This window comes from gamma proteobacterium symbiont of Lampromicra miyakona (genome assembly GCF_059730895.1).
Map to the genome: position 1 here is coordinate 1582286 of NZ_AP035932.1, position 25607 is coordinate 1607892.

Annotated in this window: 22 protein-coding genes; 13 read left to right on the forward strand and 9 right to left on the reverse strand. The window is 58.0% G+C overall.

Going from position 1 to position 25607, the window contains the following annotated elements; all coding sequences use genetic code 11:
- The first annotated feature begins 115 nt into the window (after nucleotides 1-115).
- Nucleotides 116-1531, forward strand: a complete 1416-nt coding sequence (locus AC6I8P_RS07220; RefSeq protein WP_021509364.1) for a glutamine synthetase family protein — start codon at nucleotides 116-118, stop codon at nucleotides 1529-1531.
- 366 nt (nucleotides 1532-1897) lie between these two features.
- A complete protein-coding gene (locus AC6I8P_RS07225) occupies nucleotides 1898-3256 on the forward strand; it encodes an APC family permease (protein WP_058757322.1) in 1359 nt (452 codons plus the stop codon).
- A 240-nt stretch (nucleotides 3257-3496) separates the two neighbouring features.
- On the opposite strand, the gene sbcB is transcribed toward AC6I8P_RS07225, so the two are convergent.
- Nucleotides 3497-4918 carry an exodeoxyribonuclease I gene (gene sbcB, locus AC6I8P_RS07230; RefSeq protein ID WP_058757323.1) on the reverse strand — a complete coding sequence of 474 codons (1422 nt, stop codon included), beginning with the start codon at nucleotides 4916-4918 and terminating at the stop codon, nucleotides 3497-3499.
- A gap of 202 nt (nucleotides 4919-5120) precedes the next feature.
- Between sbcB and dacD the strand changes: the two genes are divergently transcribed.
- The 3 genes from dacD to tmaR all read left to right on the forward strand — a co-directional run bounded on the left by dacD (nucleotide 5121) and on the right by tmaR (nucleotide 8000).
- Nucleotides 5121-6287, forward strand: coding sequence for a serine-type D-Ala-D-Ala carboxypeptidase DacD (gene dacD / locus AC6I8P_RS07235; RefSeq protein ID WP_031280074.1), 1167 nt, complete (start codon nucleotides 5121-5123; stop codon nucleotides 6285-6287).
- Nucleotides 6288-6449: 162 nt separating this feature from the next.
- The gene (locus AC6I8P_RS07240) at nucleotides 6450-7508 is read left to right on the forward strand and encodes an FUSC family protein (protein ID WP_058757324.1); all 1059 of its coding nucleotides are present in this window, start codon (nucleotides 6450-6452) and stop codon (nucleotides 7506-7508) included.
- 171 nt (nucleotides 7509-7679) lie between these two features.
- On the forward strand, nucleotides 7680-8000 hold the full coding sequence (gene tmaR, locus AC6I8P_RS07245; protein WP_021509369.1) for a PTS system regulator TmaR: 321 nt from the start codon (nucleotides 7680-7682) through the stop codon (nucleotides 7998-8000).
- Nucleotides 8001-8043: 43 nt separating this feature from the next.
- Here the strand turns inward: tmaR and AC6I8P_RS07250 are convergent, their stop codons facing one another.
- Nucleotides 8044-9111: a LacI family DNA-binding transcriptional regulator gene (locus AC6I8P_RS07250; RefSeq protein ID WP_104093142.1), complete on the reverse strand. Its 1068-nt coding sequence runs from the start codon at nucleotides 9109-9111 to the stop codon at nucleotides 8044-8046.
- A gap of 99 nt (nucleotides 9112-9210) precedes the next feature.
- Between AC6I8P_RS07250 and AC6I8P_RS07255 the strand changes: the two genes are divergently transcribed.
- Nucleotides 9211-9981, forward strand: a complete 771-nt coding sequence (locus AC6I8P_RS07255) for a YdcF family protein (protein WP_058757325.1) — start codon at nucleotides 9211-9213, stop codon at nucleotides 9979-9981.
- Between the two features lie 211 nt (nucleotides 9982-10192).
- Here the strand turns inward: AC6I8P_RS07255 and AC6I8P_RS07260 are convergent, their stop codons facing one another.
- Nucleotides 10193-11104, reverse strand: a complete 912-nt coding sequence (locus tag AC6I8P_RS07260; RefSeq protein WP_058782000.1) for a ketopantoate reductase family protein — start codon at nucleotides 11102-11104, stop codon at nucleotides 10193-10195.
- A gap of 211 nt (nucleotides 11105-11315) precedes the next feature.
- Here AC6I8P_RS07260 and fusA point away from each other — a divergent pair, with 211 nt between their 5' ends.
- A complete protein-coding gene (fusA, locus tag AC6I8P_RS07265; RefSeq protein ID WP_498031087.1) occupies nucleotides 11316-13415 on the forward strand; it encodes an elongation factor G in 2100 nt (699 codons plus the stop codon).
- Between the two features lie 39 nt (nucleotides 13416-13454).
- On the opposite strand, the gene AC6I8P_RS07270 is transcribed toward fusA, so the two are convergent.
- Nucleotides 13455-14240 (reverse strand): phosphate/phosphite/phosphonate ABC transporter substrate-binding protein, encoded by a 786-nt coding sequence (locus AC6I8P_RS07270; protein ID WP_498031088.1) that lies wholly within the window; start codon nucleotides 14238-14240, stop codon nucleotides 13455-13457.
- Nucleotides 14137-15210, reverse strand: coding sequence for a fatty acid desaturase (locus AC6I8P_RS07275; RefSeq protein WP_498031089.1), 1074 nt, complete (start codon nucleotides 15208-15210; stop codon nucleotides 14137-14139). The genes AC6I8P_RS07270 and AC6I8P_RS07275 overlap by 104 nt, the downstream gene beginning before the upstream one ends.
- Before the next feature lie 211 nt (nucleotides 15211-15421).
- On the opposite strand from AC6I8P_RS07275, the gene AC6I8P_RS07280 reads away from it, so the two are divergent.
- Entirely contained in the window at nucleotides 15422-16444 is a 1023-nt protein-coding gene (locus AC6I8P_RS07280; RefSeq protein ID WP_498031090.1) for an LLM class flavin-dependent oxidoreductase, read from the forward strand.
- A 362-nt stretch (nucleotides 16445-16806) separates the two neighbouring features.
- Here AC6I8P_RS07280 and AC6I8P_RS07285 read toward each other — a convergent pair whose 3' ends face one another.
- The 3 genes from AC6I8P_RS07285 to AC6I8P_RS07295 all read right to left on the reverse strand — a co-directional run bounded on the left by AC6I8P_RS07285 (nucleotide 16807) and on the right by AC6I8P_RS07295 (nucleotide 19765).
- Nucleotides 16807-17634, reverse strand: a complete 828-nt coding sequence (locus AC6I8P_RS07285; RefSeq protein ID WP_282995959.1) for a glycosyltransferase family 8 protein — start codon at nucleotides 17632-17634, stop codon at nucleotides 16807-16809.
- 28 nt (nucleotides 17635-17662) lie between these two features.
- Complete coding sequence (locus tag AC6I8P_RS07290; protein WP_498031091.1) at nucleotides 17663-19045, reverse strand: D-arabinono-1,4-lactone oxidase; 1383 nt, start codon at nucleotides 19043-19045, stop codon at nucleotides 17663-17665.
- A gap of 78 nt (nucleotides 19046-19123) precedes the next feature.
- Nucleotides 19124-19765, reverse strand: coding sequence for a TetR/AcrR family transcriptional regulator (locus AC6I8P_RS07295; RefSeq protein ID WP_021509768.1), 642 nt, complete (start codon nucleotides 19763-19765; stop codon nucleotides 19124-19126).
- Nucleotides 19766-19977: 212 nt separating this feature from the next.
- Between AC6I8P_RS07295 and AC6I8P_RS07300 the strand changes: the two genes are divergently transcribed.
- The 4 genes from AC6I8P_RS07300 to AC6I8P_RS07315 all read left to right on the forward strand — a co-directional run bounded on the left by AC6I8P_RS07300 (nucleotide 19978) and on the right by AC6I8P_RS07315 (nucleotide 23508).
- Nucleotides 19978-20805, forward strand: coding sequence for a MetQ/NlpA family ABC transporter substrate-binding protein (locus tag AC6I8P_RS07300; RefSeq protein WP_264442907.1), 828 nt, complete (start codon nucleotides 19978-19980; stop codon nucleotides 20803-20805).
- An 11-nt stretch (nucleotides 20806-20816) separates the two neighbouring features.
- On the forward strand, nucleotides 20817-21941 hold the full coding sequence (locus tag AC6I8P_RS07305) for a methionine ABC transporter ATP-binding protein (protein ID WP_498031092.1): 1125 nt from the start codon (nucleotides 20817-20819) through the stop codon (nucleotides 21939-21941).
- Complete coding sequence (locus AC6I8P_RS07310) at nucleotides 21922-22575, forward strand: methionine ABC transporter permease (protein WP_125310077.1); 654 nt, start codon at nucleotides 21922-21924, stop codon at nucleotides 22573-22575. The genes AC6I8P_RS07305 and AC6I8P_RS07310 overlap by 20 nt, the downstream gene beginning before the upstream one ends.
- Before the next feature lie 171 nt (nucleotides 22576-22746).
- The gene (locus AC6I8P_RS07315) at nucleotides 22747-23508 is read left to right on the forward strand and encodes an SDR family oxidoreductase (protein ID WP_477530048.1); all 762 of its coding nucleotides are present in this window, start codon (nucleotides 22747-22749) and stop codon (nucleotides 23506-23508) included.
- A gap of 21 nt (nucleotides 23509-23529) precedes the next feature.
- On the opposite strand, the gene AC6I8P_RS07320 is transcribed toward AC6I8P_RS07315, so the two are convergent.
- Nucleotides 23530-24465, reverse strand: coding sequence for an AraC family transcriptional regulator (locus AC6I8P_RS07320; RefSeq protein ID WP_477530049.1), 936 nt, complete (start codon nucleotides 24463-24465; stop codon nucleotides 23530-23532).
- Between the two features lie 99 nt (nucleotides 24466-24564).
- Between AC6I8P_RS07320 and AC6I8P_RS07325 the strand changes: the two genes are divergently transcribed.
- Nucleotides 24565-25455: an SDR family oxidoreductase gene (locus AC6I8P_RS07325; protein ID WP_477530050.1), complete on the forward strand. Its 891-nt coding sequence runs from the start codon at nucleotides 24565-24567 to the stop codon at nucleotides 25453-25455.
- Nucleotides 25456-25607 lie beyond the last annotated feature (152 nt).

The following is a 25607-nucleotide window of genomic DNA, read 5'->3' on the forward strand; positions in this document are numbered from 1 at the left end:
TCTTCAAACAGAATTGTTACATTTGCACACCATTTGCGTTAGAGCTATGTTAGAGGTGTGGCTGTTATTTTGAGCATGTGCAAACCATCTTAAACGGTATAGGGCGGGTGGGAAGATGACGAACCTCGTGGAAGTAGAAGACTTCACGCGACACAGTGAAGAAAAACGAACCAGCGCGTTCCAGCTGGAGGTGAAAACCTGGCTGGAACGCCATCCGGAAACGCAGTATGTCGATATTCTGTTAAACGATCTCAACGGGGTATTTCGCGGTAAACGCATTCCCGTCTCCGCGTTAGCTAAGCTGGAAAAAGGGTGTTACTTTCCGGCCTCGGTTTTCGCCATGGACATTCTCGGCAACACCGTCGAGGAAGCCGGCCTCGGACAGGCGCTCGGCGAACCTGATAACCTCTGCATACCGGTCCCCGGGACCTTAATTCCTTCCGCCTCTGACCCGCAACGCATCGCCCAGCTGCTGCTGACCATGTGCGACCAAGATGGCACTCCCTTTGACGTTGAACCCCGAAACGTGCTGAACCGGCTGTGGCAACAGCTGCGCAATCGCGGTCTGTTTCCGGTGGTAGCGGTAGAGCTGGAGTTCTATCTGGTGGACAAAAAGCGCGATGCCGAAGGCTATATTCAGCCGCCGTGTGCGCCGGGTAGCGAAGAGCGCAACATGCAGAGTCAGGTGTATTCGCTGGATAATCTCGACCATTTCGCCGATGTACTGCGCGATATCGACGCGCTGGCGAAACTGCAGAATATCCCCGCCGACGGCGCGCTGGCGGAAGCCTCGCCGGGCCAGTTCGAAATCAACCTGCACCATACGCGCGATATCCTCAAAGCCTGTGACGACGCCATTCTGCTGAAGCGGCTGGTGCGTCAGGTGGCAGAAAATCACGGCATGACCGCCACGTTTATGGCCAAGCCGTATGAGGAGTATGCGGGCAGCGGCATGCACGTACACATCAGTATGCTGGATGCCGCCGACCACAACGCCTTTGCGCTGGATGATGGCAGCGATTCGCCGCTGCTGAAGCGCGCGCTGGCTGGCATGATCGATCTGATGCCGGCATCAATGGCGCTGCTGGCACCTAACGTCAACGCGTTTCGTCGCTTCCTGCCGGAGGCGTTTGTGCCGCTGCAGGCGTCATGGGGACATAATAACCGCACGGTGGCGCTGCGCATTCCCTGCGGCGATGTAGAAAACCATCGCGTCGAGTACCGTGTGGCGGGTGCCGATGCCAATCCGTATCTGGTGGTGTCAGCAATTATTGCCGGTATCTTGCACGGTCTGGATAATCAGCTACCCTTACCGCATCCGGTGAAGGGCAATGGCCACGAGGCGGAAGGGCTGGAACTGCCGATTCGCCAGAGCGATGCGCTGTACGAGTTTGAAAACAGCTATCCGCTGCAAAAGCTGCTCGGCGAGCGTTTCAGCGGCGTGTGGCACAGCTGCAAACAGTATGAACTGCGCGAGTTTGAACGGCTGATCACCGCCACGGAAATTGACTGGATGTTAAAGAACGCCTGACCGACAGAAGAATTGATCCAACATCTTGTGTCGATGGCCTGAGTTGGGGCAAAATACGCGCCCTGCAAAAGACAAAACATAACCGACGCTTATTACGTCGGTTATTTTTTTGCATGGTGCTTTCACTACATGAACGAGGCCGGACACGCATCCGGATAGATAGACACTGAAACACGCTTGTGCGTGAGATTTGAGGAACAAAGATGGGACTGTTTACAATTGCACCAGCGCAGGCTGGTTCTCGCTTCCGTGATGATTATGGCGCGGCGACAATCGCAAACACTAATATCACTTCTCACTGCAGCACATTGCGCAGTATCCCTGTGGTACAACTGAACTCAGTTGTTGCTGTAGGGGGCCTGAACAATGTCGCTTAATACCTCTGCCGCACCACAGCGTGCACATCTGAAAAAATCTCTGACTCTGATCCCGGTCGTCATGATGGGCCTGGCGTATATGCAGCCAATGACCCTGTTTGATACCTTCGGCATCGTGTCAGGCCTCACCGACGGTCACGTCGCCACCGCTTATGCTTTCGCGCTGATCGCGATACTGTTTACTGCCGTGAGCTACGGCAAGCTGGTACGCCGCTTCCCATCTGCGGGCTCCGCTTACACCTATGCTCAGAAGGCTATCAGTCCGCACGTCGGCTTTATGGTGGGCTGGTCATCACTGCTGGACTATCTGTTCATGCCGATGATCAACATCCTGCTGGCGAAAAGCTACTTTGAGTCGCTGGTGCCGGGCATTCCGTCGTGGATTTTCGTGGTGCTGCTGGTGGCGTTTATGACCATCTCCAACCTGCGTGGGATCAAAACCGTGGCCAACTTCAACAGCGTCATTGTGGTGCTGCAGGTAGTGGTGATGGCTGTGATCACCGGTATGGTGGTGTATGGTGTGGCACACGGTATTGGCGCCGGTACGCTGACCAGTACGAAGCCGTTCTGGTCTGAAAATGCGCAGGTGGTGCCGATGATTACCGGTGCGACCATTCTGTGCTTCTCGTTCCTTGGCTTTGACGGTATCAGTTCGCTGTCGGAAGAGACCAAAGATGCCGAGCGCACCATTCCACGCGCGATTTTCCTGACCGCGCTGATTGGTGGGGTGATCTTTATTGGCGTCTCGTACTTCCTGCAGCTGTACTTCCCGGATATCTCGCGTTTCCAGAATCCGGACTCTTCACAGCCGGAAATCATGCTGTTCGTGGCGGGTAAAGCGCTGCAGATCGGCATTCTGATTTTCTCGGTGGTGACGGTGCTGGCCAGCGGCATGGCGGCACACGCTGGCGTTTCGCGTCTGATGTACGTGATGGGCCGTGACGGCGTATTCCCGCAGCGTTTCTTTGGCTTCGTGCATCCGAAATTCCGCACGCCGTCGCTGAACGTGCTGCTGGTTGGTGCGGTAGCGCTGCTGGCGATCAACTTCGACCTGGTTACTGCGACCGCGCTGATCAACTTCGGTGCGCTGGTGGCGTTCACCTTTGTGAACCTGTCGGTGATTGCCCAGTTCTGGATTCGTGAGAAGCGTAATAAAACGCTGAAAGATCACCTCAACTATCTGGTGCTGCCTATTATGGGGGCGCTGACGGTGGGTGCGCTGTGGATCAACCTGGAAGAGACCTCGATGGTGCTCGGCCTGGTGTGGGCGGCGATTGGTATTGTTTACCTGGCGTTTGTGACCCGCACGTTCCGCAATCCGGTACCGCAGTTTAGCGAAGAGGTGTAAGGCTTTCCCTCACCCTAACCCTCTCCCGCCCGCGGGAGAGGGAACCGCCCGAGCGTGTGTCAGGTATCAGCCCTGGAGTTGCACCAAAACGCACTATACCTCTCCCTCTCCCCGTGGGAGAGGGAACCGCCCGAGCATGAGTCAGGTATCAGCTCTGTAGCTGCACCAAAACGCACTCTACCTCTCCCTCTCCCCGTGGGAGAGGGCCGGGGTGAGGGCATCAGCCCGCACGAAACCCTGCTACGACACCAGCTCCTGCGCATACAAATACAGCGCTTTCAGCTGCGCCATCTTCTCTGCATCGCCCTCATGTAAACTGGCCAGCGACTCCAGCTCCAGCAAAAACGCCTGCACCCGCTCCGCATTAAGCTGCTCGCGGCGGTGCTGCAGCCAGCGCTGCTGCTCTTTATCATCCAGCGTGCCGGGGAAGTTGCGGGCGCGATAGCGGAACAGCAGCTTCGCGATACGCTTATCCTCAAAGGTCAAATCCAGCGCCGGCAGGTTCTGCGGCGGCGTCTGACGCAGGATGTTCATGCCGGCGCGATCGGCGTCGCTGAAGAAGCCGTCATACAGCTGCGCATCGACATCCTCCGACGGCGTGAACGGCTCCGCTTCGGCAAACAGCGTCACCACATTTTCCCGCACTTCGGCATGCTGGCGCAGCAGGGCCAGATTCGCCAGACAGTGCTGACGATCGATACCCAGTCGTTCGGCATCTTCCGGGCGCAATGTATTGGCCGGCGCCAGAACCGGGCACTTATTGATGTGCACCAGCTTGATCGGCACCGCCGGCAAATCGCCCAGATCGCTGTGTCGCGTATACAGCCGCTCGCGCAACTCATCCGGCGACAGTGTCAGCAGCGGCGTCATGTCGCCGGCCAGATCGGCCACGATCAACGCGTTTTTGTTATCCGGATGCCACGCCAGCGGCACAATCCAGCTGGTATTGCCGCGCGCCGCGCCGAACATGCCGGAAACGTGCACCAGCGGCTTCATCTGCGGAATATCAATCAGCGTCATCAGTTTCTGCTTGTTGCGATGGGTAAACAGAAACTCAAACAGCTTCGGCTGCTTCTCCTGCACCAGCTTTGCCATCGCCAGCGTGGCGTACACATCGGACATCGCATCGTGCGCCTGTTCGTGTGCCACGCCGTTAGCCTGGGTGAGATGCTCCAGCTTAAAGCTCGGGAAACCGTCGTCGTTCTCCGGCCAGACGATGCCTTCCGGGCGCAGCGCATAACAGGCGCGCATCACGTCGAGCAGATCCCAGCGCGAATTGCCGTTCTGCCAGCTCCAGCCATACGGGTCGATAAAGTTGCGGTAGAAGATATTGCGCGTCACTTCGTCATCGAAGCGCACGTTGTTGTAACCGATCACACAGGTCTGCGGTTCGCTGAACAGCGCGTGAATGCGCTGAGCAAACTCCACTTCCGGCACGCCGCGCGCGTTGGCCACCTGCGGCGTGATACCGGTGATCATTACCGCTTCCGGCTGCGGCAGGTAATCGTCCGCGAGCTGGCAGTAAAACACCTGCGGTTCGCCCACGGCGTTAAAGGCTTTGTCGGTGCGCAGGCCTGCAAATTGCGCCGGACGATCCAGCGACGGGCTTTTGCCGAAGGTTTCATAATCGTGGAACAGAAAAGTGAACTCAGAGGCGGGCACGGCGTTATCCTGGCTATGGAAAATCAACGCACAGAATAGTCGTCAGCCCGGTACAGCACAACCTCGATCGCCATCGCTGCGAGCGGGCGCGCAGCATTTGTCCGCGGTTCATACTTTTTTTCAATTTATTCAGATATCAAAGCGCTATTTGCCGTAAAACGTGCGGCGGTAAATTCATTTATTTGATGTTGAGGAAGAAGTGTTGAAAAGGCGTCTGTTGGTAACTGTATCTGGAATGATTGTTTGGGCATCGCTGGCGCACGCGGATGACAGCATGCCGTTTCCCCTGACGCCGCCGGCCATTGATGCCGCGTCCTGGGTGCTGATGGACGCCACCACCGGGCAGATCCTCACCGCAGGCAACCCGGATGCGGAACGCAACCCGGCCAGCCTGACCAAACTGATGACCGGTTATGTCGTCGACCGCGCGGTCGATCAGAAGAAAATCACCCGCGACGATGTGGTCACGGTGGGTAAAGACGCGTGGGCCGCCGGCAATCCGGTGTTTAAAGGCTCGTCGCTGATGTTTCTTAAGCCGGGCGATAAAGTCACCGTGCGCGATCTGATGCGCGGCGTGATCATCGATTCCGGCAACGACGCCTGCGTGGCGCTGGCCGACTATGTGGCCGGCAGCCAGGAGAGCTTCGTCAACATGATGAACAGCTACGTGCAGAAGCTCGGTCTGACGCACACCCACTTCGAAACCGTGCACGGTCTCGATGCGCCGGGGCAGCACACCACCGCGCGCGATCTGGCGGTGCTGTCGCGCGCCATCATCAACGGTGAGCAGGATTTCTACGCCATGTACAGCGAGAAAACCCTCAGCTTCAATGGCATTACCCAGAACAACCGTAACGGCCTGCTGTGGGATCAGAATCTGCACGTCGACGGCATGAAAACCGGCCACACCGAGAGCGCCGGGTTTAACATCGTCGCCTCGAACATCGTCGGTCGCCATCGTCTGATTGCGGTGATCATGGGCGGGAAAAGTTCGAAGGGACGTGAAGAGCAGGCGCGTAAACTGCTGGTGTGGGGACAGAACAACTTCGACACCGTGCAGCTGTTCCACGCCGGGAAAAAGATCGGCAGCGAAAACGTCTGGTACGGCAACCCGCACAAAGTGGACGTCGGTACCACCGAAGATATCTATCTGTCACTGCCGCGCAGCGAAGTGTCGAACGTGATGGCGAAGTATGTGATCAATCGTAAAGACCTCGAAGCGCCACTCAAAGCCGGCGAGCAGGTGGGCGAAATTCAGGTGCTGGATAAAGACAAGCAGCTGGCCAGCTATCCGCTGTACGCGCTGCAATCGGTCGATGAAGCAGGCATCATCACGCGCATCAGCGATTACGTGAAACAGAAACTGTAAGCCGTCGGGCAATAAGCAACCGCTGCGTTACATCCTTGTGTGCACTGAGAAAACAAGATGTAGCGCAGTTGTATTATTGCGCAAAAAGTTGCGCCAGCCCCTCAATGTTCGTGCTGCGCCAGGGTAACATAGCGCGCAAATTTTTTTCGCACCCGGACCACCATGTTACGCGCTGACAAGCCCATCTCTCCGATTGAGTTCTGGTTTTACCGCCACTACCGCGCCGTGCACGGCGTACGCATTGCTATCGCCTTTGTGCTGTGCTTTCTGTTTGTCCGTCTCACCGATATTCCGGAAGGCACCTGGCCGCTGATCACGCTGGTGGTGGTGATGGGACCGATCTCCACCTGGGGCAATGTTTTGCCACGCGTGGTGCAGCGTATCAGCGGTACCTTTGCCGGGCTGATATCAGGGCTGATCGCGCTGAAGCTGGAGCTGCTGTCACTGCCGCTGATGCTGGTGTGGTGCTTTATCGTGATGATCGTCTGCGGCTATCTGACGCTGGGCAAACACCCGTATATGGCACTGCTGATCGGCATTACGCTCGGCGTGGTGGTCGGCGCGCCGGCCGGCGATTTCACCGTGGCGCTGTGGCGCGGCGGCGATGTGATCCTCGGCTCGCTGATGGCTTTACTGTTTAGCGCCATCTGGGCGCAGCGCGCCTATACTCACTGGCGCATTCAGCTGTCGGACGCCTTTATCAACATGGCGAAGATTCATCACGCTGGCTTTTCTGCCAATCTGGTGGAGAAGCCGCGCCTCAATCCGCGCTTCCAGAAGCTGCTTACCAGCGTGATCAAAATGCGCGCGCTGCTGGAGCCGGCGAGCAAAGAGACGCGCATCCCTAAATCGGTGTTTGAAGCCATTCAGACCATTAACCGTAATATGGTTAACACCATGCAGATGCAGATTGAAGCCTGGTGGGCGTCGCGCGAAAGCCATCTGATTTTACTTAACGCGCCGACGCTGCGCCGCACGCAGCAGATGACCGAGAACACCCTGAACGCGCTGTCAGCGCTGATGGTAAAAGGCGAGACTGAACAGGTGATTGCCAACAGCCACGAGCTGGAAGCCATCACCCAGGAGCTGGAAGCGCTGATCGCCAACGGCAGCGCGCGGCTGGAGACCACCGCGATTTACGGTTACGTCTGGCTGAGTCTGGAGCAGGCGCGTCAGCTGGAGCGCATGACAGACCTGGTGCGTCTGGCGCTGCGCAAATAGTTTTCTCAGGCAATGACTTAGTGCGAATTGCCCTTTCTTTGCGCTAAGATAAGTGCCAGTCCGAATTTAGCGGTGAAAATTGCGAACCCGGCTTATAAGCCGCTAAGCTAAATGTCTTCCCGGTTTATGACTATTTTGCCTGCCGCGGCAGGCCACAAGAAAGGTGCCAACATGGAAAATGCCAAGCAATCATTTCAGGACGTACTGGAGTTTGTGCGTATGTTTCGTCGTAAAAACAAACTGCAGCGCGAAATTACGGACAACGAAAAGAAAATCCGTGATAACCAGAAACGTGTGTTGCTGCTGGACAACCTGAGCGAGTACATCAAACCTGGTATGAGCGTGGAAGCGATTCAGGAAATCATCGCCAGCATGCGCGTGGATTATGAAGATCGCGTAGATGAGTACATCATCAAAAACGCCGATCTGTCGAAAGAGCGTCGCGAGCTGTCGAAAAAGCTCAAAGCGATGGGCGAACCAAAAGGGCAGTAAGCCTCACGGGCCTGATAGCCGCGTTTTGCTCCAGGGTCGCCATTTATGGCGACCTTTTTAATGCCCGCGCCAGCTGCTGTAACTGATGCGCAATCTCCGCCACATCCACCTGCTGCTGCAACGGCGCCGCTGTGGTGGCGCGCAGGACCAGCCCGGTCTCCAGCGGCTGACTGTCCGGTATCTCTCCCTCCAGCTGCGCCAGCAGACGATCGACGCTCACTGTGCCTAACTGCTGTAAATCCTGGCGCACCGTGGTCAGCGGTGGCTGATACCACGCGCTCTCCGCCGTATCGTCGTAACCGATGATCGACATCTCCGCCGGAATTTGTACGCCATGCTGATGCAGCGCGCGCATCGCCCCCAGCGCCATTTGATCGTTAGCCACCAGCAGCGCCTGCGGCAGCTGGTCGGGCAGCCGGGTCAGCAGCGCCTGGTAGCCGGACGCTGCGCTCCAGTCGCCGCTCAGTACGCAGTGCGGCACCAGCTGATGACGCGCCAGCGCCTGTTGCCAGGCGCTAAATCGCGCCCGGGCTGACGCGGAGCTGGCAGGCCCGTTCAGCACGCCAATCTGCCGGTGGCCGAGCGCCACCAGATGATCCACCGCCTGCTGCGCACCGCTGGTGCTCCGGTACTGACACTGCGCCACGACCGCGCTGCGCTCCACATCCAGAAACAGCGTCGGTTTGCTGCCGCATTGCTGCTGAATCTGCGCCGCCTGCGCGGCATCCAGCGGCAGGTTGATCAGCAGAGCATCGACGCGCTGCGCCAGCAATTCATGCACCGTGTCCTGCGCGTGGCTGGTGGCATTGGCCATGGCGATCACCAGATGATAGCCCTGCGCCGCCGCGCGCTGCTGAATCGCCGAAGCAATCTGCGCCGGCGCCATTAGCGCCAGATCGCTGGTCGCCAGACCGAGCGTGCGCGTGGCCTTGCCGGCCAGCTGCTGCGCGACCCGGTTTGGCACGTAGCTGAGCTGCTGCATCGCGGCTTCCACCCGCGCGCGGGTGCGGGGTGACACCTGCGCCGAATGGTTCAGCACCCGGGAAACCGTTTGATAGGAGACGCCAGCCAGCCGGGCGACATCGTCAAGCGTTACGGAACGCGCTGTCATTGATCCCTCCTGATGAGAATGCGGCGAGTGTAGCAAATTTTTCCCTGCCGTCGCGGTATTAAGGCGTTACACTGACAGTGATAACGCAAGGAGAAAGTGATGCAGCTCAATGACCATCAAATTCAGGATATCAACACCATTGCCGCCTGGCTGGCGCTCGATCAGCTGCCAAAGGACGGTACGCTGGAGGTCGATTTAGCCATACTTGCCGGACATGCGGTGCTGCCGAACGTCGAAGCGGTGATTGCGCTGGCGAAGAAATATCAGCTGCCGTTGCTGATCAGCGGCGGCATCGGTCATTCAACCGCGCTGCTGGCCGCGATGATTGCCAGCCATCCGCTCTATCGCCAGATCGACACCGCCGGCAAGGGCGAAGCGCAGCTGCTGGGCGAGATGGCGCGCGTGTTCGCTGAGCTGCCTGACGATCAGCTGCTGCTGGAAACCGCCTCACGCAACTGTGGCGAAAACGCCGCCCTGAGCCAGCGCCTGCTGGATGAGCAGCAGTGGCAGCCGCAGCGCGTGCTGCTGGTGCAGGATCCGTTGATGCAGCGCCGCAGCTGGGAAACCTTCCGCTGGCAGTGGCGCGATCGCGAGCATGCGCCGGAATTCATCAGCTGGCCGGTGTTTGTGCCGCAGGTGATGATGGATGCGGGCATGCTGCGCATCGTTGGCGCGCCGCCGCAGGGGTTGTGGTCAGTGGAGCGTTTTCTGTCGCTGCTGATGGGCGAGGTGCAGCGCCTGCGTGACGACGCCAGCGGCTACGGCCCGAACGGCAAGGGGTTCTTCGGACACGTTGATGTACCCGACGCGGTCGAAGCAGCCTGGCAGCGCCTGATGCAGCTGCCCGGCGTGCAGTCAAGGTTGGGTTGAGCCGTCACCAAAAGCATATGTGATTGAGTAAAGAGAATATTCTGCCTTATCCGTAGCGGCGCAATTTATTGCGCAACCGGCCGCGGTGCGGAAATGCACATTGCGCGATAAATCGCGCCGCTACGGTTTGTGCGACTGGCTGGTGCCGCAATGACATGTCGCACAAATAACAGGATGCGCATTCATGCGCACCTGGCACGCACCGGACCGATCACCGCGTCTGCAAATACACCTGCAAATTCACATACACCGCGTTCAGCAGCGGCGTCGCCACCGCATGGCGCGCGCCGCGCACCAGCAAATCGCCGATGATCTGATCGGCTTCGATATCATAGCCCTGGGTTAAATCGCGGTACATGGATGAGGTCATCGCCGCATCAGGATTGTTCAGCGTCTCATAAATCTTCGCCGTCACGGCCGGACGCTGTTGGTAGCCATCAGCGGTGATCACCGCCAGCACCTCGGCGAAAATGCCCTGTAGCAGCGCTTCACCACCGGCTGAACGCAGGATGTGCTGCGTATTGCCGCGCGCCACACAGCACACGGCACCCAGCGTGCTCAGCAGCAGCCACTTTTCCCACAGCTCACTGATAATGTTATCGGCGAACACGCTATCAAACTGCGCATCACGCAGCGCGGCATCCACGCGCGCCAGACGGGCATCGTTGTTGCCGTCCAGCGCGCCGTAGTAAAGCACGTGCAGCGGAGAGAGCTGCATCACTTCGCCGTGCTCGCCCAGCGTGGCGTGAATCTTACACAGCCCGCCAATCACCTTGTCACCGAAACGTGCGCGCAGCGTATCAATATGACGCATACCATTGAGGATCGGCATGATCAGCGTCTGCGCGCCAACCGCCGGAGCGATGTCTTCAATCGCCTGTTCCAGCGCAAAGCTTTTCACCGTCAGGATAATCAGATCGTAATCACCGGTCAGCGTCGAGGCCAGCGCCAGCTGCGGTTGCAGCACCGTGCTGCCTTCCGGCGTTTGCAGCACCAGTCCGGTCTGTTGCAACTGCTGCTGCCGGCGCTCGCGCACCAGAAAGGTCACATCACGGCCGGCCTGCGCCAGGCGCGCGCCAAAGTACCCGCCGGTGGCACCGGCTCCCACAATCAGAATACGCATGGACTGTTTTCCCGTTAAGCATGAAAGCCTTACCTTAAAGCGCTGCGCGTCACTGCGCCACACCGCAAATGCGGAAAACCGTGACAATCTCAGCGATGAGCAAAAAAAGCTCAAACTGTTCGTATTCATTCGTACAATGGGTTTATGCTGGGGCACAGCGGCGGGCAACGGTGCCTGCCGGTTTTTTTCGTCAACAGACTAAGGACGCATCATGCCCCGACCCCTCCCCATCGAACGTTATCGCAACATCGGCATCTCCGCGCATATCGATGCCGGTAAAACCACCACCACTGAGCGCATCCTGTTTTACACCGGAATGAGCCACAAGCTGGGTGAAGTGCACGATGGCGCGGCAACCACCGACTGGATGGCGCAGGAGCAGGAGCGCGGCATTACCATCACCTCGGCGGCGGTCAGCTGCTACTGGCCGGGCATGGACGGCAGTTTTACGCCGCACCGTATCAACATCATTGATACTCCCGGACACGTTGACTTCACCATTGAAGTGGAGCGCTCAATGCGCGTGCTGGATGGTGCCGTGATGGTGTACGACGCGGTCGGTGGCGTTCAGCCGCAGTCAGAAACCGTGTGGCGGCAGGCGAATAAATACCACGTGCCGCGCATTGCGTTCGTCAACAAGATGGACCGCCAGGGCGCGGACTTTTTCCGCGTGGTGCAGATGATGAAAGATCGCCTGCAGGCGCATCCGGTGCCGATTGTCATTCCCATCGGCGCTGAAGAGCAGTTCAGCGGGGTCATCGATCTCAACAAAATGCGCGCCATCTACTGGGACGACGCCAGCCAGGGCATGAGCTTTAGCTATGCGCCGATTCCGGACGCGCTGCAGGCGCAGGCAGCGGAGTGGCGGGAAAACATGGTGGCAGCAGCGGCAGAAGCCAGCGAAGCGCTGATGGATCGCTATCTGGAGCAGGGCGATCTCAGTGAAGACGAGGTGATTGCCGGGCTGCGGCAGCGCACGCTGGCGGGCGAAATCCAGCCGATGCTGTGCGGCAGCGCGTTTAAAAACAAAGGGGTGCAGCGCATGCTCGATGCGGTCATCGAACTGATGCCTTCGCCGCTCGACGTGCCACCGGTCGCCGGCATCAACGAGCGCGGCGAACACGACGAACGCCATGCTGACGATGAGGAACCTTTCTCGGCGCTGGCGTTCAAGCTGATGAGCGATCCTTATGTCGGTCAGCTGACCTTTGTGCGCGTCTATTCTGGCGTGCTGCGCAAGGGTGACAGCGTGTGGAACGCGGTAAAAGAGCGTAAAGAGCGCATTGGCCGCATCGTGCAGATGCAGGCTAACGATCGCATCGAAATTGATGAGATCCGCGCCGGCGATATTGCCGCCTGCGTCGGGCTGAAAGAGGTCACCACCGGCGAAACGCTGTGCGATCCTAATGCGGTAATCACGCTGGAGCGCATGGAATTTCCCGATCCGGTGATTTCGCTGTCGATTGAGCCAAAGACCAAAGGCGATCAGGAAAAAATGGGGCTGGCGCTGCAGCGGCTGGCGGCAGAGGATCCGTCGTTCCGGCTGCACACCGATGAGGAGTCCGGTCAGACCATCATTTCCGGCATGGGCGAACTGCATCTGGAGATCATCGTCGACCGTCTGAAACGCGAGTTCGGCGTGGAAGCCAATATTGGCCGGCCGCAGGTAACTTACCGCGAAACCATCCGCAAAACGGTGCGCGAGGTAGAAGGGAAATTTGTGCGTCAGTCGGGCGGTAAAGGCCAGTATGGTCACGTGGTGCTGACGCTCGAGCCGCAGGCGGCCGGAACCGGTTTCGCCTTTGAAGACGCGACCAAAGGCGGCGTGGTGCCGCGCGAATTCATTCCTTCGGTGGAGAAGGGCATTCGTGAAGCGCTCAACAGCGGCGTGCTGGCCGGTTATCCGGTGGTCGATATCAAAGCCACACTGACGTTTGGCTCTTATCATGACGTTGACTCGTCGGAGATGGCGTTCCGCATGGCGGCGATCTTTGGCTTCAAAGCGGCAGCGAAGCAGGCCGATCCGGTGATACTTGAGCCGGTGATGCAGGTGGAAGTGGAGACGCCGGAAGAGTATGCCGGCGGCGTGATGGGCGATTTGTCATCCCGGCGCGGCACGCTGCAGGGCATGGACGAGCGTTTCGGCGCGCGCATTATCCGTGCTGAAGTGCCGCTGGCCGAGATGTTTGGCTATGCCACCACGCTACGCTCAATGTCGCAGGGTCGCGCCACGTACAGCATGGAGTTTGCCCACTACGCCGAAGCACCGCGTAACGTCGCAGAGGCGATTATCGCGGCTCGCGCACAGTAAGCTTGCTGGCGGCAGGGATGTCGCCGGTTAGTGCTTTATTTACAGCGCCGTCACGCCCAGCGCGGCGGCTTCATCTTCCCAGCGTTTAACCTCGTCAAACCAGTCGCGCTGCGGCACAGAAAAGCCCGCCAGCAGGTTGGCCTTCATCACATCCTTGTAATCCTCCACATTGGCCAGCTCAAATAGCGTGCTGCGCAGCTTTTCCAGCAGCAGACTGTCGGTTTTCGCCGAGGTTATCAACGGCAGCGCGGCACACAGCGGGGTTTCACCGATAATGGCTAAGCCCTGCAGCTCCTGCGGCCGGTATTTGCGCAGCAGCGCCCAGGTGATGCAATCAATCGCGGCGAGGTCGGCCTCTCCGGCGCGCAGCGCGGCCAGCGACTGGCGGTGGCTGCCGCTGAACCGGGTAGTGGCGAAGAATTTGCCGTTCTGGGCCAGCGGCGCGACCACATAGCGCAGCGAATTGTATCCGGAGTGTGAGTCATTGCTGTTGCACACTGCGCGACGGTCGCGGAAATCAGCGAGGCTCAGGTTCTCATCTTCCTGCCGCGCCACCAGCCAGCTGCGATAGCGCAGATCATGGCAGCCAGGCGCATTGGACTGAAACGTGCCCACCAGTTGCACGTCAGGCAATAGCGCGACCAGCGGATAGCCGCAGGTCTGACTCAGCAGCAGATTGTCATCACGCCAGTGTGGCAGCAGGTCGTCGTGCCACTGCACCTCAGCCTGCACGCCGCGCTTCGCCAGCAGCCGCGTCAGCACTGAGGTCATGGCCAGCGTGCTCGGGTGGTCGATGTCGTACATCGGTAAAGAGATGATGTGCATTCTGTGCGTCCTTGTGGTGTCCCGGGTGGGCGTTAACGTCGATCGGCTGACGCCAGAAGCGCTTCATCCATTCGCCGTAACCGGCAACGCGAAAACCCTGATTACGCTGATAGTAGCCGTCGCGGTAGAGCAAATAGACTTTGCGCAGACCGTACCAGGGTAAACCGGGCAGATCGTGATGTACAGAATGATAGTTGAGATTCAGGAACAGCAGGCGCCACGGCCAGGCCGCCTCGTTATTTACCGAGCGCGCCAGCGGCGCCTCATCGGCACGATGTTCGTAAAATGAGCGCACCTTGGTCAGCATCAGCGCCGGATAGCTCACCGCAAGCACCAGCCACAGCGGGGAAAAGCCACGCAGGCTGAGCCAGTAAAACAGTCCGGCCAGCAGTAGCAGATGCACCAGCCACATCATCATCGCCGGCACGTCGCGCTGCACCACGCTTTGCGTCAGCGCGCGCAGCGTGGCGAGGATATCCAGCAGCGGTCCCAGCAGCAGACGTCCCGGAAAGGTGTTGCGCAGATGGATAACGCGCTGCTGCCAGGGTTTGAGCCGAGCCCAGTGCGCCGGCGACAGATAATAGGTCTCCGGATCATCATGCGGATCGGTCAGGGTGTGGTTGCGGTGATGCGCCAGGTGCGAATCCCGGTACAGACCATACGGATACCACACCGCCAGCGGCAGCGTGCCAAACAGCTGATTAAGGCGCGGCAGGCGCGTCGGATGACCATGAATCAGCTCATGCTGCAGCGACAAATACCAGGTGGTGAACAAAATCAGCAGCAGCGTGGCGAGGGGCAGGCCCAGCGTTTGCCAGTACAGCACGCTGGCGAACCAGCCGCTATAAACAGTAATGATTAACAGCCAGGTCGGCAATTCGCTGCGCCATAGCCAGCTGCGCGCCAGCTGATGCACCACTTCGCGCTGTTGCGCACTGAGGTAGGCGGAGGTTCCTTTGACCTTGTTCATGTGTTCAGTCAGCGAGACGGGAAAAGATGCGCTCACGATGCGCGATACGCGTGATAAACACAAAGACGGAAAATTGCTTTGTTATGCAAAAAAGTTGAAGAAGCGCGCGAAAACTATTGGCTATCAGTCCTCTTCGCACAGGCGTAACCTTACCTCATCGAATTCTGATTGATGACGCCGGCGCCGTTCTGGCCCGCGAGGAGCATTTAGCATGAAAAAAATTGGCTTTTTATCTTTCGGTCACTGGACCCCGTCACCACACTCGGCCACCCGTTCGGCGCAGGATGTGCTGCTGCAGTCGATTGACCTGGCGGTCGCCGCCGAAGAACTGGGTGCCGACGGTGCCTATTTCCGCGTACACCACTTTGCCCGCCAGCTGAGTTCACCGTTTCCGCTGCTGGCGGCGGTCGGTGCCAAAACCAGCCGCATCGAGATTGGTACCGGTGTGATCGACATGCGTTACGAAAATCCGCTGTATATGGCGGAAGACGCCGGAGCAGCGGACCTGATCGCCAACGGCCGTTTGCAGCTCGGCCTGAGCCGTGGCTCGCCGGAGCAGGTGATTGAAGGCTACCGCTACTTTGGCTTTAATCCGCGCGAAGGGGAAACCGATGCGGATATGGGACGTCGTCACACCGAAGAGCTGCTGGAAGTGCTGCGTGGCGAAGGGTTTGCCAAACCCAATCCGCAGCCGATGTTCCCGAATCCACCGGGACTGCTGCGCCTCGAGCCCTATTCCGAAGGCCTGCGCGAGCGTATCTGGTGGGGCTCCGGCTCGAACGCCACATCGATCTGGGCAGCCCAGCTGGGGATGAATTTGCAGAGTTCGACGCTGAAGGATGACGAGACCGGCGAACCGTTCCATGTGCAGCAGGCGAAGCAGATCCGCGCCTATAAAGAAGCGTGGCAGGCGGCAGGGCATCAGCGTGCGCCGCGCGTGTCGGTCAGCCGCAGTATTTTTGCCCTGATGAACGACACCGACCGCGCTTACTTCGGTCGCGGCGGACAGGAGCAGGATTCCGTCGGGTTCCTCGATGAGAAAACCCGCGCCATCTTTGGGCGTAGCTATGCCGCAGAGCCGGAGCAGCTGATCAAACAGCTGGCTCAGGATGAAGCGATTGCGGAAGCCGATACCCTGTTGCTGACCATCCCTAATCAGCTTGGCTTGGATTATTGTGCGCACGTGATCGACAGCATTCTGACCCACGTCGCGCCAGAGCTCGGCTGGCGTTAAGCGACAGTGCGCAGGGAAGCGCACAATTATTGCGCGATGAATCGCGCCACTACCAGGTGCGCATAAATGCGCAACCTGGGAAATTCAGCAAAGGCTTTGACCCGTTTTAGATTCTGCGGGGTCGCCATTGATGGCGACAACGCGCCCTTCACGAATGCACTAAGACCTTGTAACCCGCATTCAACCCTGTAGGGTCGCCATTTATGGCGACCAACCATTGCGCGATAAATCGCGCCGTTACCAGATGCGCATAAATGCGCACCCTGGGAAATTCAGCAAAGGCTTTGACCCGTTTTAGATTCTGTAGGGTCGCCATTGATGGCGACCAACCATTGCGCGATAAATCGCGCCGTTACCAGCCATTAACCCGCACCCAGCTCCCACCACAGCTTATCCAGCGCGTAATAACGATCGCGCTGCGCCTCTGGCTGGTTCAGATCGCGCTTCCACGGTTTGGCGAGAATGTAGTGCAGATTCTTCACCTCATCGTCATGCCATAAGCCGGCATGCTGGAACGGCAGGGTTTTCAGCGCGTTATAAATGTACGGCAGCGGCAGCCAGCGTCCGGCAAACACCTCATTGAGCAAATCCTGTTCGGAGAACGGATAGCGGCGCAGGTCGTCAATCTCAGCCACTTTCTGCTGCAGCCAGTCGAATACCGCCTGATCCGGCTGCAGCACCAGAAAGCCGCCGTTGAGATAGTTATCAAGATCGGCGGGCGGCGTTTCACCGCGCGCCTGCCAGGTGTAGTGACAATGCTCCGGCTGCCAGCTGTCAGGATAGCTGGCGATTTGATTCGGGTTGCAGCGGCAGGCGTGACAGGCCGCCAGCGCATGCTTGCCGAGGTCAAGCGTAAACAGCTCATCCATGTTGCGCAGCACCAGCATATCGGCATCAAGAAACACCACGCGCTCGCAGCCGGTCAGCTCCCAGGCGCGCAGCTTGCTCCACACTTCACCAAACTGTGCCGAGGCATAATGCTGCTCCAGCGCGGCGTCCGGCATCAGCGGCTGGACCGGATGGATCACGCAGCCCAGCGCCTGTAATGCTTCGCGCATGCTCAGATCGATGGCATCGGTGACCATCACAATCAGCGGCCAGCGCGTTTCGCTGCGTTTGAGTGAGCGATGCAGCGCTTTCACCCCGACATAATATTCCGGCTGCGTTAACAGCGTTACCCAGGCGTACATAGCTTCTCCCCATCAAAATCAATCAAACTCAATCAAACAAAGCCGTGACATAGTCATTGCTAAAGCGGTGCGTCGGATCCAGCTGTTCACGTACCGCACGAAACGCATCCCACTGCGGATAGATGGCGCGCCACTGATAGCGCTGCGGATCGTAATATTTACCCCAGTGCGGACGTCCACCTTCTGCCGCCAGCAGTTTTTCCACTTCGGTGAGGAAATGCAGTCCGTCCTGCGACAGCGAGCCGTCATCCGCGTAATACACCACAAAACCAAAAAAGCAGGTCGGCTGCTGATGCGCCGGGCTCATCCACGCCTGTGAAGCGCCGGTGCAGCGCAGGATGATGGGATAGTGCATGTGCGGTCGATTCTGTGCGTACCAGGCTTTGATCTTGCCAATAATTTCCGGCGTTTTGGCCAGCGGCACGCCAATCTCAACGTTGATCTGCGGTACGGCGATACCACGACAAAACAGCTGGTAAATATCGCCGCTGATGTCGGTGAAGTCACGGAAGCGGGTGACGGTACGGAACTGTTTGCCGCCTTTACCGTGAATCTGCGTGTCGCGATGCATGTGTTCCAGCGTCTGATCGATGGTGTCGTTCAGGCTGCTGTCGGCCTGATCGCCGTGCTCAATCACTTCGCGCTGATGGTCGTACCACGCCTGGGTGTCTTCCGCACTGGCGACATCGGCGTTCCAGACATGCATCAGGTTGTCATCGACAAACCACCAGGCTTTGCTGAGTTCGTGCTGCTCATTCCACGTCAGCAAATCCTGCTCCAGTGAATCGGCAGATGCCGCGAATTTATGGCAGGTAAACAGGCGAAATGGCTGAGTGCGCAAGGTAATGGCGGTGACGATGCCGAGCGCGCCAAGCGACACCATCGCCGCCGGGAAATCGGCGTCACCGCGCTGAAACTCGCGCACGCTGCCATCGGCCAGCACCATGCGGATATGCAGTGCTTCGTCTGCCAGCGAACTCTGTGCCAGACCCTGACCGTGGGTGCCGGTTGCCAGCGCGCCGGCCAGCGTCTGCACCGCTATCACGCCGGGCGAGGAGGCGAGCATGCGATCCATCTTTGTCAGGCTGTCATACACCTGCTGCAGCGGCGTGCCCGCGGCAAACGTGACGCTCTCTTCATCCTGAGCGAGGATGCCGTGCAGCGCACTGAGATCCAGCAGTACGTCCTGCGGCTGTACGCACAGCATGCGACCGGGCGACAAACGGCTGCCGAGCACGCGCACTTTGCCGTGCGAGTCGCGCAACAGCTGTTGCAGCTCGGCTTCACTACGCGGCTGATGCAACTGCTGGCGCTGGCCAACTACCGAATTCTGCGCCCAGTTCCATAGCGCAGGCGTGTCATCGGTATTTTGCGTGTTGCGTAACGGATAGAGGAGAGCATCTTTCTTCACTGCAGCGTTCCTTAATCTGAGGTCTGTCACGGTCCCGTTTATTTGATCAAGCGTAGACCATCACAGCGAACCCGCAGATTACGGGGCTTTGCGGATATAGCGCAGCGTGGCCGTCACCGCCAGCTGACGGTTGCGGCGAATACTGTCCTCTTCACTGTCGTGGGGGGTAAACAGCGTGTGGAAGGTGTAGCGGTTGGAGACGTGATGCACACAAATACTGCTGAGCAGGCGGTGTACGTCCACGGTATCCAGGCCGTCGATAAAGATGCCCTGACGCTGGCCGCGGGACAGGATGTCATCCAGCAAATCGAGGGTACTTTTGTTCATCGCTTTGATGCGCTCAGACTGCATGATGTAACGCCCGCGCAGCAGGTTTTCTGTACACACCAGGCGCATAAAATCGGGATGCGTGACGTGATAGTCAAAACTGGCTTCCACCAGTTTGATCATCGCCTCTTCCGGCTCCAGCGTAGTAAGATTCAGGCCGGTTTCATGCTGGCGGATCGCCTGATACACCTGCTCCAGCACCTCAATATACAGCTTCTCTTTGTTGATGAAGTGATACACCACCATGCGCTTGGTGGTCTGTGCCAGTTCAGCAATCTGCTCCATTCGCGCGCCCTGCATACCGTATTCGGCGAAGGTTTGCAGCGCACCCGCGAGGATGCGTTTTTTCAACCCTTCCGGGTCATTTTTACGTTTGGGTGTGGTATCCGACATAGCGCTCAATAACGGTCAATCAAACAGGCATGGTAGCACAGCCGCCCGGGGCCTTTTGGCGCGATGAGCGGCGGCATGGCTTTATTCATTTCAGGAATAGCATTCCCGGATAAATCATAATGCTGGAATAAGCAACTGCGTATACTGCGCGTATCTGTCGATCACGGCAGCTTATTTTGACTCGCGTAATAATAACACTCAGGAAATAATTTATGCACACACGCTTTGTATCAGCCAAAAATAAATTGTTGTTAACCGTCGGCGCGTTACTGGTTGCCGGCAGCGTGGTCGCGCCGTTTTCAGTGGCGCAGGCGGCGGATAAAACCGCGGTGAAGGTTGGTATCATGAGCGGCGAGGACGAAGACGTCTGGCGTGAAGTAATAAAGCAGGCCGCCGCGAAAGGGCTGACGGTGAAAACCGTGATTTTCAATGATTATAATCAGCCCAACGAAGCGTTACAGAATGGTGAAGTGGATGCCAATGCCTTCCAGCATCAGCCGTTCCTGAATAATCAAATCAAGGTCAATCATTACGATATCGTGCGCGTCGGCGATACCGCCGTCTGGCCGATCGGTCTCTATTCGAAGAAAGTGAAAAGCGCCGCCGCTCTGAAAGAGGGAGCGGTAATCGGCGTGCCTAACGATCCGTCGAACGAGGCACGCGGGCTGGTGCTGCTGCAGCAACAGGGGCTGATCAAACTCAAACCGGGCGCCGGCATTGCCGCCACCACGGCCGACATCACTGACAATCCCCATCACCTGAAAATCAAAGAGCTGGATTCCGGCATCATTGGTCGCTCGGTGCCGGATCTCGATGCGGCAGTGGTCAATACCGACTGGGCGCTGAAAAGCGGTCTGACCGCGGCGGATCGTATCGCGCAGGAGCCGGTGAAAGACAATCCGTACAACAACTTTATCGCGGTGAAAAAAGAGAACGCCAGCGCCCCGTGGGTGAAAACCCTGGTCGCATCGTACCAGAACGATGCCGTCAAAACGGTGTTTGACAAGGTCTACAAAGGCACGGGCGAAACCGCCTGGTAAGGAACCCATCCATGACGCTATTTTCCGAGGCCACCGTGCCCCTGACCGCCGTGGCGCGCGGCGTGATCGAAGAGGCAACAGTACGCGATCGCGTGGCGCAGCACAGCAACGTGGTGCGTTTGCAGGGCGTGTCGCGCCGTTTCGGCCAGACACAGGCGCTGCGCAATGTCTCACTGACGGTGCAAAAAGGCGAAATCCTTGGCCTGATTGGGCGCAGCGGCGCCGGAAAATCGACGCTGATTCGCTGTCTCAACGGGCTGGAGCAGCCCGACGAAGGCGTAATCGAGATTGAAGGGCGGCGTATTACCGGTCTGTCGGAACAGCAGCTGCAGGCGGTGCGCAGTCGCGTCGGCATGGTGTTTCAGCACTTCAATCTGCTGTCGGCAAAAACCGTGGCACAGAATGTGGCGCTGCCGCTGAAAATAGCCGGCATGGAAAAGGCGCAGCGCAACCAGCGCGTAGCGAAACTGCTGGCGCTGGTGGGGTTGAGCGACAAGGCCGGACACTATCCGGCGGCGCTCTCCGGTGGACAAAAACAGCGCGTCGGCATTGCCCGAGCGCTGGCCGCCAGCCCGGCGCTGCTGCTGTGTGACGAAGCCACGTCGGCGCTCGATCCGGAAACCACCCGCTCGATTCTCGCGCTGCTGAAATCGCTCAATCAGCAGCTTGGTATCACCATTTTGCTGATCACGCATGAGATGGAGGTGATCAAATCCGTGGCGCATCGCGTGGCCGTTATCGATGCCGGGGAGATTGTCGAGCAGGGCCCGGTGTGGCAGGTGTTTGCCCATCCGCAATCCGCGCTGACGCGCACGCTGCTGCGCGGGCTGCTGCCGCAGCTGCCGGAGAATCTCGCAGCGCGGCTCAGCGAACAGCGTGAAGGTGAGGCGATCTATAGCGTTCACTTTGCTGGCGTGGCGGCGCAGGGGGATTTGCTGACGCAGTTTGCCAGCGCTCTGCCGGGTAAATTTCGCCTGCTGCAGGGGGGCATCGACCACATTCAGCACTACGCGGTAGTGCGTTTCTTTATTGCGCTCCCGGCCGCCAACGCTGCCGATGAGTATCAGGTTCTCAGCTGGCTGCGTGCGCAGCAGGCACAGGTGGAGTTGGTCGGTTATGTCGCCAGTGATGATTGATTTACTGCTCAGTGCGTTGGGTGAAACGCTGCTGATGACGGCGGTGGCCGGCCTGTTTTCGCTGCTGGCCGGATTACCGCTGGGACTGATTCTGGTGACCACCAGCCCGGGCGGCATTGCTGAAAACCGGAGCATCAACCGCCTGCTGGGCGTAGTGATCAACGGCTTTCGCTCGCTGCCGTTCATTATTCTGCTGGTGGCGCTGATTCCCTTTACCCGTCTGCTGGTCGGCACCTCTCTGGGCACCTGGGCCGCAATTGTGCCGTTATCGATCACCGCCACGCCGTATTTTGCCCGGGTAGCGGAAGTTTCACTGCGCGATGTCGATCGCGGGCTGATTGATGCGGTGCGTGCCATGGGCGCCAGCAAATTACGTATTGTCTGGGAGGTGCTGATTCCTGAAGCGCTGCCGGGCATTCTTTCCGGTTTTGTCGTCACGCTGGTGGCGCTGATCGGCGCCTCGGCAATGGCGGGTGCCATCGGGGCAGGCGGTCTGGGCGATCTGGCGATTCGCTACGGTTATCAGCGTTTTGACACGGCAGTGATGGTGGCGGTGATCGCCGTACTGATCGTGCTGGTGTGCGGTATCCAGTGGCTCGGCGATCGGCTGGTGCAGCGCATTGACAGGCGGTAAACGGAATCTTTCCGTTTCCTCTGCGCGGGGCACATTTTCATGTCAGGCAGGTATTCTCAGCATAGTATTACGTACCTTCTGAAGAGTAGCCGATCGGCAACCTGAATATACTCTCCTTATCGCATCGCAAATATCCGTTCGGATCGTTAATTGCACGTTAAGGAGAGTTTTATGGAATTAACCGGTAACACCATTTTGATCACCGGCGGCGGTTCAGGCATAGGACGTGCTATGGCTGAAGCGCTTTTGGCTGCAGGTAATCAGGTTATTATTGCTGGCAGGCGAAAAGAGGTACTGGATGAAACTATCGCAGCCAATCCTGGCATGCACGCCATCGTAATGGATATGGATAGTCATGATTCAATTCTCAGCGGTGCGCAAACTGTCATTCAGCGCTGGCCGGCACTGAACGTGGTGATCCATAACGCCGGCATTATGCGCAGGGAAGATCTGAAAAGGGGTGACGTCACTGTGGCTGAAGCAGAAATCACCACCAATTTATTAGGACCGATTCGCTTAACGGCTGCGCTAATTGAACATTTTCTGGCGCAACCCCGCGCCGCTATTCTGACCGTTTCTTCCGGTCTCGCTTTTGTGCCCCTGTCGCTTACCCCTGCGTATTGTGCCACCAAAGCGGCAATTCACTCCTGGACGCAGAGTCTGCGCTATCAATTGCGTGATACCGCCATTCAGGTAACGGAACTGGTTCCGCCGCTGGTACAAACTGAATTAATGGGCAGGCAGCACGCAACGAATCCGGCAGCGATGCCGTTGGCGGAGTATATGCAGGAAACGCTGCAAATATTGCAGGAACAGCCGGACACTGCCGAGGTGCTGGTTGAAAGAGTTAAGCCTCAGCGCTTTGCCGCTCGCAAAGATTATACTGCCTTTTATCAGGCGTTTAACGATCGCCTCGCGGGGCAAAATAATTAAGCCTGATAGTGCAATATCTACTCACAACGTGGCGTTTTGTTGCTGTTGACGATGCTCTCGCGGAGAGCATCCCCACTCTTTTTTAAACGCGCGTCCAAATGCGCTTTCCGTATCATATCCGGCAGAAAATGAAATCTGCGAAATAGGTTCGCGCGAGCTTCTCAGGCGCTCGCCTGCCAGCAGCATTCGCCATTTCGACAGGTATCGCATCGGCGTCATCCCCACCCTGGTTTTAAATTTTTTCGCGAATACCGTACGCGACATCCCCGTCCGATGGGCCAGTTCCTGCAACGTCCACGGGAAAGCGGGATCGGCATGCATTAAATTAAGTGCGGCTTTGAGTTGGGGATCGCAAAGGGCAAATAGCCAGCCAATACGCTCTTCACCTTCCTGCTGAAGAAATACCCTGAGCGCCTGCACCAGCATGATCTGCACCAGTTGCTGCGAGAGTAAAACGCTGCCTGGCTGCGAAGTTTGTATCTCCTCTCTCAGGCATTCCATCGCACTGCGCATAATGTTGGTCCCCGTACCCTGCCTGACAGGAATGATCGCTGGCAGAGCCTGCAGCAGGATATCTGCCAGTGCGCTATCGAAGGTATATCGACCGCCGAGAATAAAAGCACCCTGATCGGGCGCGACCTGCGTCAGCGCGCCCGTTTCGCTGTCGGGCGGTACAAAAGGCTGTCTTTTAGCCGCGGGATGGGTGGCCAGACTAAAGGATTTGCCAGAGGTGAGAAATACACAGTCGCCGGTTTCCAGTAACAGAGGCTGCTGGATTCCGTCAACCGCTACCCAGCAGCTACCTTCCACGACACAGTAGCATTTGATGCCCTGATGAGGCGCAAACACCAGCGCGGTCTGTGCTTCCACTGGAAAACCGCCTGAGATAGCCCCCTGCAATCTGAGCAGAGTAAGCACTTCGGAAAGTGGATCCATAAAATTCCGTACGATCTGCATAAAATTACCTCGTTATAGCAGAGACCGTACCATTATTCATATTTTAATCTGCTTATCACCGGGACGTTGTTGTCCCAGACCATCGATAAGGGGATTGTAATGAAAGTGTTCATAACAGGTGCAAGCGGGTTTATCGGTATGGCGATCGCCGCTGAGCTGATTCAGGCGGGTCATCATGTCACCGGACTGGCTCGTTCGGAGCAGACTGTTCAGCGTCTCAATCGTATTGGCGCGGACGCGCACCGGGGCGAACTGAAGAATCTTCTGAGTCTGACCGTGGGTGCCCGCGCCGCTGACGCGGTGATCCACTGCGCTTATGACCACGCTTTTGCTCACCCACAGGACACGGTAATGCAGGAAACACAGGCAATTGCAGCCTTAGGTAAGGGGTTACTGGATTCGACGCGACCATTACTTATCACTTCAGTTGCTGCCATGGGCAGTCGCGCACCGGGTCAGCTTGCCAGCGAGGATTTTTACGACCCGTCGACGCATAATCCGCGCAAATCGACCGAAATAGCAGCAGCCCAGGTCGCAGAAAGTGGCGTCAATGTTTCCATTATCCGGTTGCCACAAGTGCATAACGAGGTAAAGCAGGGGTTCGTCTCAGCGTTAATCCAGCTGGCGCGAGAAAAAGGCGTTTCAGCCTATGTGGAAGAGGGAAACAATCAATGGGCTGCGGCGCATGTTGCTGATGTCGCCTCACTTTATCGGACAGTGCTTGAAAAAGCGCTGCCTGGCCAGCGTTACCATGCCGTTGCGGAACAGGGCATTTCATTGCGCAACATTGCCGAAGACATCGGAGCGGGCCTGGGTGTTCCTGTCGTGCAACTGACCCGCGAAGAAGCCAGTGCCCACTTTGGCTGGCTGGCGCTGTTCGTTACCATGGATATGCGTGCATCAGCAGAACTAACCCGGCAGCGTACCGGCTGGCAACCTTCGCATCCGGGTTTACTGCAGGATCTGGAACGCTACTTCAGATTAGCGTAAAACCATAGCGGCACAGCAGCATCCTTAGAGATGCGCAGGGCATGACTGTCGGCTGCGGCGCGTTACGGAGCGTGACACCCTCCATCGCCCAGCAAACTCACCACAACAAAAAGCCCGCTCAGCTTTGCCTGAGCGGGCTTCTTTCAATCTGG